9 protein-coding genes are annotated in these 13193 nt (G+C 61.4%); 2 read left to right on the forward strand and 7 right to left on the reverse strand.

Annotated elements, in window-relative coordinates; genetic code table 11:
* Window positions 1-31 precede the first annotated feature (31 nt).
* The 6 genes from Q1K29_RS08200 to Q1K29_RS08225 form a co-directional block, all read right to left on the reverse strand.
* Window positions 32-2923 carry a hypothetical protein gene (locus Q1K29_RS08200; RefSeq protein WP_300393144.1) on the reverse strand — a complete coding sequence of 964 codons (2892 nt, stop codon included), beginning with the start codon at window positions 2921-2923 and terminating at the stop codon, window positions 32-34.
* A 405-nt stretch (window positions 2924-3328) separates the two neighbouring features.
* Window positions 3329-4222 (reverse strand): hypothetical protein, encoded by an 894-nt coding sequence (locus Q1K29_RS08205; RefSeq protein WP_300393147.1) that lies wholly within the window; start codon window positions 4220-4222, stop codon window positions 3329-3331.
* 199 nt (window positions 4223-4421) lie between these two features.
* The gene (locus Q1K29_RS08210) at window positions 4422-5639 is read right to left on the reverse strand and encodes a TolC family protein (protein ID WP_300393150.1); all 1218 of its coding nucleotides are present in this window, start codon (window positions 5637-5639) and stop codon (window positions 4422-4424) included.
* Window positions 5636-5947, reverse strand: a complete 312-nt coding sequence (locus Q1K29_RS08215) for a DUF3240 family protein (RefSeq protein ID WP_300393153.1) — start codon at window positions 5945-5947, stop codon at window positions 5636-5638. The genes Q1K29_RS08210 and Q1K29_RS08215 overlap by 4 nt, the downstream gene beginning before the upstream one ends.
* Entirely contained in the window at window positions 5923-9045 is a 3123-nt protein-coding gene (locus tag Q1K29_RS08220; RefSeq protein ID WP_300393156.1) for a CusA/CzcA family heavy metal efflux RND transporter, read from the reverse strand. Before Q1K29_RS08220 ends, Q1K29_RS08215 begins: the two co-directional genes overlap by 25 nt.
* Entirely contained in the window at window positions 9045-10115 is a 1071-nt protein-coding gene (locus Q1K29_RS08225) for an efflux RND transporter periplasmic adaptor subunit (RefSeq protein WP_300393159.1), read from the reverse strand. The genes Q1K29_RS08220 and Q1K29_RS08225 overlap by 1 nt, the downstream gene beginning before the upstream one ends.
* Before the next feature lie 189 nt (window positions 10116-10304).
* On the opposite strand from Q1K29_RS08225, the gene Q1K29_RS08230 reads away from it, so the two are divergent.
* Window positions 10305-10949: a response regulator transcription factor gene (locus Q1K29_RS08230; protein WP_300394056.1), complete on the forward strand. Its 645-nt coding sequence runs from the start codon at window positions 10305-10307 to the stop codon at window positions 10947-10949.
* A gap of 4 nt (window positions 10950-10953) precedes the next feature.
* Window positions 10954-12315, forward strand: coding sequence for a HAMP domain-containing sensor histidine kinase (locus Q1K29_RS08235; RefSeq protein WP_300393162.1), 1362 nt, complete (start codon window positions 10954-10956; stop codon window positions 12313-12315).
* Window positions 12316-12568: 253 nt separating this feature from the next.
* Here the strand turns inward: Q1K29_RS08235 and Q1K29_RS08240 are convergent, their stop codons facing one another.
* Window positions 12569-13084, reverse strand: a complete 516-nt coding sequence (locus tag Q1K29_RS08240) for a hypothetical protein (RefSeq protein WP_300393165.1) — start codon at window positions 13082-13084, stop codon at window positions 12569-12571.
* Window positions 13085-13193: the final 109 nt, after the last annotated feature.

The raw sequence follows: 13193 nt of genomic DNA on the forward strand, positions 1-13193 counted from the left end.
GGACCGCCCTGCCCCGGATTGTCAGCGGTCGTTAGTTGGTCGTGGTCTCGGTACCATCGAGCTCAACCGTCCAGCCGAGGAACCAGTCATCATTCGCCCCTTCGACCGCGCCTACAAAGGTCGTGGCAAGGAGGTCGCCAATTCCCGCAACATCGAACACCGGAACATTGGCTTCCGTCGTGCCGGGCACCACGCCGGTGGCGCCGTTAACGAAGCTGAAGCCGGAGAGGGAGTTCGTGCCTGTGACGATGTTATCCGCCGCGTCGAACGCCGGGACACCGAGCGAAGCGTCGTTCGGGTTGTCGCCGTCGGTGGCGAAGTTCTCGGTATTGTCGAGGAACAGCGACTGGATGACGAGATCGCCATTGTCGAAGTTGGTGTAGGTCTGGTCGTTATCGACATCCAGGCCGACCGACCAGTCGACGATGATGCTGTTGGCCAGTGTGCCCTGTGTACCGCGGCGGAGCAGGACACCCTGCTGGGTTGCCGCATCGCCCGAGTTGATCAGGGTGATGTTGGACAGGTCCGGTGCCGAGAACGGCGTCTTGTCGTTGTCGCCGTCACGGTTGTCGGCCTCGATGCCGCGCGGGTCGCCCGACATGCCGCCGTCAGTACCGGCAACACCCGGATAGGCGATGGCGTATTGCAGGGAGCCCTGCCAGCCATCCGTCCAGTCGATGCTGTCGTCGCCGACGCCGGTGACAATCAGGTTGCTGACCGAGACGTTGCCGCCGAACCACTCGACGCCGTCGTCAAGGTTATTGGTAACCTGGACGAAGTCGACATCCGTACCGGAACCGACACCCTGGAAGGCGATGCCGTTCAGCTCGTCGTCATTGGTGAGGCGTACACCGGCATACTGAACGCGGGTGTAGCGCAGACGGCCACTGTCATCGGTCGGCGTTGCGCCGCCGAAGAGACCGGAGGACCCTTCGCCCTGCTTTTCACAAGCGGTCGTGCCGCCGGCCGCCGTGGCGTCGATACAGGCGTTGATCGGGGCGCGGCCGTTGATCACGATACCGCCCCAGACACCCTTCAGGCTTTCGGTCACTGGCACAGATCCGTCGACAACGCCCTTGGCGGTGAAGACGACAGGTGCAGTCGCGGTGCCGTTGGTCACGAGCTGCGATCCGCGGGCGACGATAAGGTAGTCATCATTGCCTTCAGCAACCACAGTCACGCCGGGTTCGATGGTTAGCGTCGCCGATGCGCCACCCGCCAGCGGAGCAGCCGGATCGGGGCCCAGGTCGGAGCCGACAACGACGGTACCATCCAGTTCGTAGATCAGCTCGTCGCCATTCGAGAGCGTCAGGTCCGACTGAAGCTCGCCGCCCGGGACGAGACAGAGCGTCTTGCCGTCAAGCGTGCCGCTCTCGGTCGTGCCCGTCGGGCAGCCGACCGGCGGGAAGAGCGTGCCGGACAGGGCAAAGGTCGCCCAGTTGGCGCCTTCGGTTTCGGTATCGCTGAAGGCACCGATATAGGTCGTCGGCGCAAGATTGCCGACACCCGTCACGTCAAAGACCGGAACACCAAGCTCTTCCTGGCCGGGGAAATAACGATCGGTCAGGGAGTTGTTACCGCCGACAATGTCGTTGTTCGCCGCATAGGTGGCGAGATCATTGTCGATGTCATCCTGGTCATTGGCCAGTGTCTGGGCAGCATCGATGAACATCGACGCGACCGTCAGCGTGCCATCGGCAAGGTTGGCGTAGGTAAAGTCGTTGTCGATATCGAGACCCGGCGTATAGCCGCCGGAGACGATGCCGTTCACGACCGTGCCCCACGTGCCGCGGCGCAGGAGGACACCCTGCTGGTTACCGCTGGTGCCGATCAGCGTGAAGTTGGACACGTTCGGCGAGGAGATCGGGGTCTTGTCATTGTCGCCGTCACGGTTATCGGCCTCGATGCCGCGCGGGTCACCGGAGGTCGGGACGGTCGAATTGACGACAGCATATTGCAGGTTGCCCTGCCAGCCATCGGTCCAGTCGAGCGAGTCATCACCGGCGCCGGTGATGACAACATAGCTGGCATCAACCGTGCCGCCGAACCACTCGATCCCATCATCAAGATTGTTGTGCACCTGAACGTGGTCGACGGTGGTCGCGGAGCCGACACCCTGGAAGGCAATGCCGTTCAGCTCATCGTCATTGGTCAGGCGTGCACCGGCATACTCGACGGTGAGGTAAGAGATTTCACCGGAAGTGTCGCCGGCCTGATCGCCGCCGAAGAGACCGGACGCGCCTTCCCCCTGCTTCTCACAGCCAGCCGACCCGCCGGTCGCAGTCGCGTCGATACAGGCATTGATCGGGGCAAAGCCGTTGATGATCAGGCCGCCCCATTGAGCATTGGTGCCGGCCTCGATGATGGAGGAGTTGGTGTTCTCGTCGTTGATCGCAGCGCGCGCCGTCATGCGGACCGGGCTGGTTGCCGTGCCGTTCACATCGATCTGCGACCCGCGGCTGATCACGATATAGTCGTCAGAGCCGTCGCCGGTGCCGCCAGCAGCCGCGCCGTAAAGGACCGCACCTTCACCGATGCTCAGTGTCGCGGACGTGCCGCCATCTTCGCCGATGAACACAGCGCCGCGGATCGCGACAGTCGTGTTCGCCGGAATATCGACATCGGTTGTGATCGTCGTGGTCGACGCGCCGGCATCGCCAATCGCGCAGACATCGATGCTGGAGAACCCTTCAGACGCAATGGCATCGAAGGTCGCTTCGCTCGTACCCGCCGGACAACCTGCAGTCGGGATGAGGTCAATCGTTGAGGCGGCCGGCGGCGGCGGCGGTGGCGGTGGCGGCGGCGGAGACGTCGGGGGGGTTGGCGCCCCGGGAGAAGAAATGTCCGTATCCGAACAACCAACGATTGCCAGGGCAGCTGCACTGGCAAGGAAAATGAGACGCAGGCTTTTGGCCGTGTTCATGAGAGCCCCCTCAGGGTTTTCGATCCATCACTCGAGCGGAGAAGACGCAGCCTTCCCCGAACTCGCAGGGCCCTATGGCACAGCTCATTGAAACTAATGCGACATCACAAAACCTTCACATCATTGCATTTTTTATACGCTTTTCTGACAGTTACGTGACACTCCAAGCATAAATCCCGTATAAAATTAACTATTGAAGACGGCGTGATGCTGAAGCGAAGGAGAGTTACAGAGCTAGCCGGGTTTTCTCCGCATGCGGATATAGACGGTGTCATCGAAGCGCAGCCAATTAATCCACAGGGGAATCAAGGCGCTCCTGCCATGCGGCACGAAAGCCACACTGTGGGAGGAAGCGGACGGCCGGCTTCAGGTTTCAAGAACAGGGGTCAGGCCGGAAGCTTGTGCCTACTTCTGACTGCCAGTTACGTCACTTCCAGCAAGCGCCGCGGTCAGGGCTATCTCCATCAGCACGCCATCGCGGGAGAAGAAAAGAACTGATCCGTCGGCAGACAATCCTGCTCCAAAGTCGATTCCCGCCGTGTTGACTGGTTCACCCAGATTATAGGGGATGCCCCAGGTGCCGGTTTCATCGCGCTCGGCCGTCCAGATATCGACGACACCGAGTTTCGGCTGACGGTGGGAATAGAAGAAAAGCCGCTCGCCATCGGGCGTAACCGCTACATGGGCATCGGCTTTTGCATCGTTGAAGCCATCCGGCATCTTCGAGACCGTCCAGTCTCCGCTGGCCTCATCGAACCGGGCCTCGAAAATGTCATGACCACCAACGCTGTCATAGCCATTGGAGGTGAAATAGAGGCGGCCCTCGCGGTCCATGGCAGGATTGAGCTGCTCAGCACCGTCATTGATCGATGCGGGCAGATGTTCCGGCGTCCCCCACCCTTCACCGTCCAGCGCAACACGCCAGAGATTGGCATCCCGCTGGCCGCGGTCGAGAATGTCGATGTCAGATGCGTAATAGAGCATGCCATCAGCAAAGCTGAAGGACGGCGTGGTCAACTTGTTACGCGTCGGAAAATCGAGCTCTGCGGGTTCCGACCAGCTGCCATCGGACTGCTTGCGCATTTCATAGAGTTTCGTGACATCGCGATGCTCGCGCGCAAAGACGCGAACATTGCCATCCATCGATTCGGTCAGGCTATAGGCGCGATTGAACGCGTCCGGCACTTCGGCATCGGGGAAGATGCTGCTCGGCGTCTGCGGCAGCTCCGTTTCTGACTGACTGGCACCACAGGCAGCCAGCACGCCCAGGGCGAGCAGGATCGACACGCGCTTCATCATACACCTCGATACAGTCCGGAACCGAGGCGCGTCATACCCATGCGTGATGACGCTTTTCTTACACTCGCTGCGCACAAGCACCCGTGCGCTCCCCCAAGCTGGCGGTTTGAAGCCATCAACGTCGTCTTCCACAGTCCATCCATCCCGGAAGGAGACATCAGTCGACAGCACTAAAGTTTCGCTGGGAAGATGCTGAAGCTTAATCCGGCCAAAGGTCTTCAGCCTTGATACGCATATTGATATCTGCCCGGCGGGCCTGGAGCCGGGCTTCGGCCTCTGCCATGACGACCCGTCCATGCCGCTGCTCGGCAATGAGACGTGTCGGCAAGTCATAGGCACCAAGATCAAAGCCGCGCCTGACGCGCTCGATGGCTGTCTGGCTGTTGGCCCGCGCCTTATCGGCGGCTCTCCAGGCCTCGTATTCGCTTGCCGCCATGATGACTGCCTGGCTGGCGTCAGCTTCGACCTGGCGGCGAAGGGCAGCGGTCTCGAGCCTCATGGCTCGTGCAAGGGAAAGGTCTCGGTCAGAAGCGGCGCTTCGCGCTGGCCCGCCAAGCGGAATGGCGACGAAGACGCCCATACCCAATTCATCGCCGCCGCGCTCCGAAAAGGCCCGGACGCCGACTTCCGGATCGGGCCGAAGGTTTGCTCTGGCCCGGCGCGAGCGCGCCTCAAGACGGCGGATCTCCGCCTCCGCCACCGCGAGGTCCGGACTGGCCGCGACGATTCTCTCCTGCCAGTTTCCACTCGTGGAGACAGAAACCGGCGCACTTACAGTGAGCAAACCTTCCGGTTTTATGAGATCCGGGAAACGGGACTGGAGCCGGGCATCTGCAATATCGGCCTCCCCTTGCCGACGGCGGGCAACGCCTTCGGCTTCGGCCAGTGCGCTCGCAGCCAGTTCGACATCCACTTCAGCAGACTGTCCACTCTCCTGCTGGCGTCCTACCGCTGCAAGGGCGCTCTCATACGTCTTGACCTGCTCGTCACTGATCCGCGCCAATTCTTCAGCTGCCAGCCAGTCCATCCAGAGATTGGCAAGTTCGAGCTTCAGGGCACGCCTCGTAAGAACGGACTGGCTTGCAGCACTATTGATAGTGGCCTTGCCAAGAGCCTTATCGAGGAGCGCCTTGCCGGGTCTTCGGATTGGACGCGAAGCGCCTATTTCAAACTCGTCGAACCGGCCCTCATGGCTAATATCACGGCTGGAATAGCCTCCCTCCAGCCGCCACTCATATTCGCCAGCCGCTTGTCGGCGGGCTTCGCTTTGAGCTGCGGAAAGCTGCTCATGGGCGGCTTGGCGGGTGGGGTGAGCGTCGATCGACGCCTGCACGCTGGGCGCTGGCGGCAGGAAGGCCTGGGCAACGGCCACAGGAGCAGACATCAGGAGACTGGTGGCAAGTAAAAGGGGTTTCACAGCAGGCGGCCTCCGGCGATCACGGGTTCGATCCAGTACATGAGTTTCGGGATGGGAGCGTTTGTCCGCACCGCCTCCAGGGCGGCGTCGATGCGTTCACGCCGGGCAATCGTCGTCAGCACGCGGCGGCTGACATTGCCCCGCACTTTCTCGACATGGCTAGCCTCGTCATAGCCGAAGCCATGCCCGGCACCGGCCCAGGTCGTGAAGCCCGGCAGAGCTGGCTCCATGCCAAGCAGGGCCTCGGTGATCGCATCCTCAGAGGCTGGCGGGTAGACCAGCGTCAGGCGGCAGAGATCGGTGTCCATTCAAGTGACCTTTCCGTCTGGCGTGCCTCGCCCTTGCCCACGCCGAAGCGGCGGAACAGGACAGGCAGGAGAAGCAGGGTAAGCAGGGTCGACGACACGAGGCCGCCAATCACGACGATGGCGAGCGGCTTCTGGATTTCCGAGCCGGGGCCTTCGGCAAACATCAGCGGCACAAGGCCGAGAGCGGCCGTGGTGGCTGTCATCAGCACCGGGCGCAGACGCCGCTGGGCACCTGTCTCGACCGCTGCGTGCAGTGAAAGCCCGCTCGCGATGAGCTGGTTGAAATAGCTGACAAGGACGAGCCCGTTCAGCACGGCAATACCAAGTAGGGCGATGAAACCAACCGAGGCTGGCACGGAGAGATATTCCCCCGACATCCAGAGGGCGAGCATGCCACCGACAAGCGCAAAGGGGACGTTGGCGAAGATCAGGGCCGCCTGGCGCACGGACCGCAAGGTCGCGAACAGCACGATGAAGATCAGACCCAGCGCCATCGGCACAACAAGGGCAAGACGAGCGGCGGCGCGGCGCTGATTCTCGAACTCCCCGCCCCATTCAAGCCGGTAGCCGAGCGGAAGATCCACCTCACTGGCCACGGCCGCCTGGGCATCCCCAACAAAGCCGACAAGGTCACGCCCCTCCACGAAGGCCTGTACGAGAGCAAAGCGCGAGGCATTCTCCCGGTCGATCTTCACCGGGCCGGGCTCAACCGCGATATGGGCAAGATCAGAGACCCGCACACTGCCGCCGTCCGGTGTGGCAATCGGCATGTCGGACAGTTGCTCAGGCGACTGGCGCAGCTCTTCCTGGCCGCGGATCAGGATGGGCGTGCGCCGTCCCGGTTCAATGACCACACCGGCACCGATACCCTCCAGCATGGCACGCAGGCTGTCTTCGGCCTCGGAAAGCGGAAGCCCCGCCGCACCGGCGCGCATCCGGTCGAGACGCAATTGCATGAAGTCGATCGTGTCATTCGACAGGGTCATGACCTCGGCAGCGCCGTCGACGCCAGCAATCGAGGTTTCAATCTGCCCTGCGAGGTCGGCCAGCGTATCGAGGTCCGGGCCGAAAATCTTGATGGCCAGATCGCCCCGTGCACCCGTCAGCATTTCCGATGTCCGCATCTCGATCGGCTGGGTAAAGGCCGGGGCCATGCCGGGCACCGTCTGCATGGTCTTGCGCATTTCCCCGATCAGCCAGGCCTTGTCCGGCTCACGCCACTCCTCTTTCGGCTTGAGCACGAGGAACATGTCGGCTTCGTTCAGCCCCATGGGGTCGAGGCCCAGCTCATCAGACCCGACGCGTCCGATGACACTCTCGATCTCGGGGACGTCTTCCAGCAGTGCCTTCTGGACCAGCAGATCGCCTTCAACGCTTCGGCCGAGATTGACCGAGGGCAGCTTGGCGGTCTGCATGATGACGGAGCCCTCATCCATGGTCGGCATGAAGGTCTTCCCGACACCCTGATAGGCCAGGACAGCGGCAACGATGCCACCGCCAGCGATGAGATAGACCGGCAGCGGGAAAGCGAGGCTCCAGCGCAGGAGTCGCGCATAGACCGGCGAAATCAGCCGCATCAGGAGCGGGTCGCGCCCATGCTTCTCCGGTAGCAGATAGGAGGCCAGTACCGGGATCACGGTCAGCGACAGGATCAGCGACGCGGCAAGCGCGAAGATGATCGTCGCCGCCACGGGCCGGAACAGCTTGCCCTCAAGACCCTCCAGCGACAGCAAGGGCAGGAAGACGAGACAGATGATGAGCACGCCGGAGAAAACCGGCGCGGCCACTTCAGCCGTCGCCCGGAACACGGTGTGAATTCGTGGCGCCGATGTTCCCTGGTCAGTGCGTCTTGCAAGATGCTCCACGGTGTTCTCCACGACCACAACGGCCGCATCGACAATCAGGCCGATGGCAATGGCCAGCCCGCCAAGACTCATCAGGTTGGCCGACAGCCCAAAGCCCTGCATCGCCAGGAAGGTCATGAGCGCTGCCAGTGGCAATGTAATCGCCACGACAAGGGCGGCGCGCAGATTCCCGAGAAAGAGCAGAAGCAGCACGAGGACGAGCACAATGGCTTCTGTGAGCGCCTTGCGTACAGTCGTGATGGCCCGATCAATCAGTGCAGAGCGGTCATAGAAGGGCTTGATGGTCACGCCTTCCGGAAAGGAGGGCTGCAATGTATCCAGCGTCGCACGCACATCCCGGACGATCGCATTCGCGTCCGCGCCGCGCAGCGACAGGACGATGCCCTGAACCGCTTCCCCCTCGCCATCCATCGTCACCGCGCCATAGCGCGTCAGACTGCCGATGCGGACATCAGCGACATCGCCGATCCGCACCAGACGGCCCTCGCGGCTGTCGATCGCGAGTTGCTCAAGATCATCCAGCGTTTCGATGGCCCCGACCGAGCGCACGATCAGGGCTTCATCCCCGACATCCACCCGGCCGGCCCCGTCATTGCGGTTACCAAGCTGGATAGCTTCGGCCAGATCCCCCGAGGAAAGACCGAGCTGCGCCAGAAGATCCGGATCAGGGCGCACTTCGAAGGTGCGCACCCGTCCGCCCAGCGCATTAACATCCGCCACGCCAGGCAAGGTTCTCAGCGCCGGTCGTATGGTCCAGTCGAGCAAGGACCGTTTTTCCTCAAGCGAGAGGCTGTCGCTTTCAATGGTGAACATGAACACGTCCGACAGCGGGGTCGAAATCGGCGCCAGGCCGCCGGACACGGTCGAGGGCAGATCACCCATGACCGAGCCCAGGCGCTCGGACACTTGCTGCCGGGCCCAGTAGATGTCCGCGCTGTCCTCGAAATCGATCGTGATGTCGGCAATCGCGTACTTCGCTGTCGAGCGCAGCACAGTCTGGCGCGGGATACCGAGAAGCTCCATCTCAAGCGGACGGATGACCCGCTGCTCGACCTCTTCCGGGGTCATGCCCGGCGCCTTCATGACAATCTTGACCTGGGTGGTCGAGATGTCGGGAAAGGCATCAATCGGCAGGCGCATGAAGGCCAGCGCCCCGGCCAGCACCAGCAGGAGGGTTGTGGCAAGTACGAACAGGCGCTGGGTGAGCGCTCCCTGGACAATCGCGCGCAACATCAGCCGATCTCCTCGATGGCAAGCATCTTGAGTTCACTAAGACCGCGAATGGCTACACGGTCGCCGGCGCGGAGTGCGCCCGAGACGAGCGCGACATCAGAAGTACGGTTGGCAACCTCGACCTCGACGGCATCGAAACCGCCCTCATCCTCACGGAAGACATATGTCTTGTCTTCGATGGCCACGACGGCCGCCGAGGGCACGGACATCACCCCGGCTTCCTCATACGTTTTCTCCAGCTGCACCCGGATCAGGGCGCCTTGATAGGCATTGAAATCCGCCGGAATTTCCGCATAGGCCGAGGCTGACCGTGTCATCGGATCGATTGTTTCGGGGTTCACAACGATTGCGCCGGTCCCACCCGATTCATAACGAACCGTATCGCCCACGGAGATGCTCCCCAGAAGCCGGGCCGGAACCTGGATCTCGGCCCAGAGCCGGCCTTCTGCCGAAAGAAAGGCCAGCGGGCTCAAGGCGTTCACCGTCTCGCCGACACCCGCCTGTACGCTGTCGACACGGCCATCCGCAAAGGTACGCACATTGATCTGCGTGGTGCCGGACGAGCTGGTCTGGATGTTATCCGGCATGCGCGCGGCGAGATCGCGGACGGTGGCCTGTGCACTGGCTGCGCGCGCCTCGGCAGCTTCCAGGTCTGTACGCGCGCCAACGCCGGCTTCCACCAGCTGCTGCTGCCGGACCAGCGACTGCTCAGCCGCCCGGGCTTGCGCGCGGGCTTCACTGAGGCGCGCCCGTGTCTCGCTGAAGTCCTGGCTTTCTATGACTGCGACGAGATCGCCTGCCTTGATGTGCTGCCCCGGCGCCACGCCCAGTTTCGTTACCGTCCCTGCAAATGGCGTGGTAAGGGTAAACGTATCCGACCGGGCGCGGACTACCGTCGCAGCCAGGCTTGCCACTGACACGGTCTCGGCTGGTTCGACCTTCCCAAGCTGGATCCCGAGACGCTCGACCTGGATCGGGTCAAGCGCGACAGTCTGGGCGAGGGAGGGACCATTCGCCCCGGCCGCCGCCAGGGCGGCCATGAACAGGGTTCGGCGAAAGAGTGAAGGCATGGCGGGCTTTCCAGTCACGAATGTGTACCGGTGCGCCTAGCAGGCCGACCTGATCCGATATTGAATGGAAGCTGAAATGAAGCTGAATTCGGTGAAATACAGCGCCAGGCTATGCGTTCAGCTGAATTTCAGCCTTGTCCGGTAAAGGCTCCGGCGATGCTTTAGAGAAAGGATGAGGCCATCAAGCTCCTGCTTGTCGAGGACGATGAAAACCTTGCAGCCCGCCTGACCCGCGGATTGCAACAAGCAGGTTTTGTCGTCGAACACGCCAGCGACGGCCCCGATGGCTATGAAATGGGCCTCGATGCCAGCTATGATGCGATTATTCTGGATCTCGGCCTGCCCGGCGAAGACGGCTTGAGCGTGCTGTCGAAATGGCGCACCGGCGGGCTCTCCACACCCATTCTCATCCTGACAGCCCGCGGGACATGGGCCGAAAAGGTCGAAGGACTGAACCTCGGGGCGGACGATTACCTGACAAAGCCATTCCACCTTCCGGAACTCACAGCCCGGCTGAACGCGCTGCTGCGCCGGGGCGCAGGTGCCGCGACTGCCCTGCTGTCGCATAACGGGCTGACCCTCAATCCGAGCACCGGCGAAGTGCATCTTGATGGAGCGCTGGTCGAGCTGACCGCACTGGAGTTCAGAATGCTGCGTTATCTGATGCACCGCCCGCGCCACGTCGTTTCCCAGAGCGAACTGACCGAACATCTCTACAGTCTGGACGACATGCGTGGATCGAACACAATCGAGGTCTATATCAGCCGCCTGCGCCGGAAGATCGGGGCAGACCGGATCAAGACGGTCCGCGGGCTGGGATACAGGTTCGGATGACGCCATGAAGTCTTCTTCTTCGCTCCGGATACGTCTCATCCTGGCCGCCCTGATCTGGGTCGCGGCAGGCATGGTCGCCGCCTATTTCCTGCTCTCCTCGATATTTCGCTATCATGCGGAAACACAATTCTATCACGAGCTGGACGTGCACGTTGAAGAGCTCCAGGGCCTGGCCAGCTGGGAGGATCGCGACGTCAGCCTGGTCAGCCCGTTCAGCGATCCACGCTATGATGTTCCCCGGTCCGGCTATTACTGGCAGATCCAGCGCGGCGAGGATGTTGCCCTGCGCAGCCCATCGCTGGGCAATTCCGCCCTGATCATGCCGGAGGACCGGCCGGAGGTTGGCGTCCTGCCTCATCGCCACAGGGTCGAGGGGCCAACCGGGACCGCCTTCGTCGCCGAACGGCTTGAGCGTGCCGGCGATGGCGAAGTCCTGCGCTTCATCGTCGGGACGGACAAACGCGAACTCGACGCGATGGTGAGCAGTTTCAACCGGATCCTCATGCTGGCACTCGCAGGTCTGGGAATACTGCTCCTGGCTGCGGCGGCCGGGCTTGTCTCTCTTGGCCTTGCCCCCTTCGGCCGTCTGGCAAAATCGCTGCGGCAGCTGCGCGCGGGGGAGACAATGTCGGTTGAAGGCGATTTCCCGCGTGAGGTGCGCCCCCTTGTCGATGAGCTCAACGCCCTGCTGGAAACCGGACGGGAGAATCTCAAACAGGCCCGTGTCCAGGCAGGAAATCTGGCCCACGGGCTGCGTGGGTCGCTTAGCGTGATCGCGGATGAGGCCGGCCAACTCGCCGAAACACCAACCTGCCAGACAGCCTCCGGCACAATCCTGGAAGAGACGCGGCGCATGCAGCGTCATATAGATCACCACATCGCGCGGGCGCGGGCCGCGGCAGTTGCGAGAATGCCAGGCGTGCGCACGCCGCTCGCCGAAGCGGTCCAGGCATTGGCTGCCGCAATGCGTCGTATAAATGCCAATAGCCCCGTGAGGCTGACGCTTGACGTCCCAGAGAACCTTTATGTCGCTTGCGATCCGCAGGACTTCAGTGAAATCCTCGGTAATCTCGTCGAAAACGCTTACCGCTACGCCCGTCGTTCGGTGCATGTCTCCGCGCGCTTCGATGAAGACGGCGAGATGATCAGCCTGCGAGTGGAAGATGACGGACCGGGGCTGCCGATCGAGGCCCACCAGGTCGTGCTTCAACCGGGCGCGCGCTGGGACGAAGCCCGATCAGGTTCAGGACTGGGGCTCGCGATCGTCAATGAGATGGTGTCACTCTATGGCGGACAGACCAAACTTGAAGATGCGTCTCAAGGCGGGTTGCGGGTTCATTTATTGTTGCCTGGAGGAAAGGCATGATGACACCGGAGCGCAACGCTTAAAAATGCTCAATCGTTGGACAATGGGACGAATTGCGATGCGCACGGCGCACTCTCTACACCCCCAGCATGCGTGCTAGCAGGAGTGGTAATGGTGCCGGCAGAGGGACTTGAACCCCCGACCCCCTGATTACAAACATTGTGGTAGTCGTTTATTTTCAGTGGGTTAGAGAACTTTTGTCTCTCTTTTGTCTCTCTTTTGTCTCTCTTTTTGGGCGAGAAAGTATGGGTGGCTATGATCGGAAATCCATTGAGTATGACGTCTTAACGGTGTCAGTTTTGTTAGTGCGCGGATCGTAGAAAATTGCTTTGACGCTGATCTCTGTTGCGAAATCGTCCAGTGATCGTTTTGCGAATGGAGCGTCCAATTCAAGTTGAAGGTGCTCTTTGCCAGCGACGGTGTCGCCACCTCTATACGAGGCTTTGCCATGGGTATGAATATACCAGAGCCGATCAGGTGAATGACTAACCTTACTTGTTTCGAACTTCATGTCGGAGAACTCCACCATGATCGATCGAAGCACGAGGGGGTAAGTTCGCCTGTTCCAGAACTCGACCGGCAAAACGATGTGATAAAGCTCAGGAGTATCGCCCCCTCCCCTCATCCCGTGGCCAGGGACAAAAACAAGTGGCTTCCACCCAAAGTTCTGGCGATAAGAAAACCGCAGCGATACGACCGCTACGGTTATGCCCGTTAACGTCAGCGTGACGTAGGCAATGAATTGGGCGATGGCGAGTTCGAGGGGCAATTCGTTTCCTTAGAAAGTGTGCGACGGAGAATTGATAAACGATATCAGTCGTTTTTTGTAATACCCTTGTTTAACCAGAATGCTGACTCCTCAAGCTTCGTCAGAGCCA

It is taken from the genome of Henriciella sp., assembly GCF_029937755.1.
Classification (GTDB): Bacteria; Pseudomonadota; Alphaproteobacteria; order Caulobacterales; family Hyphomonadaceae; genus Henriciella.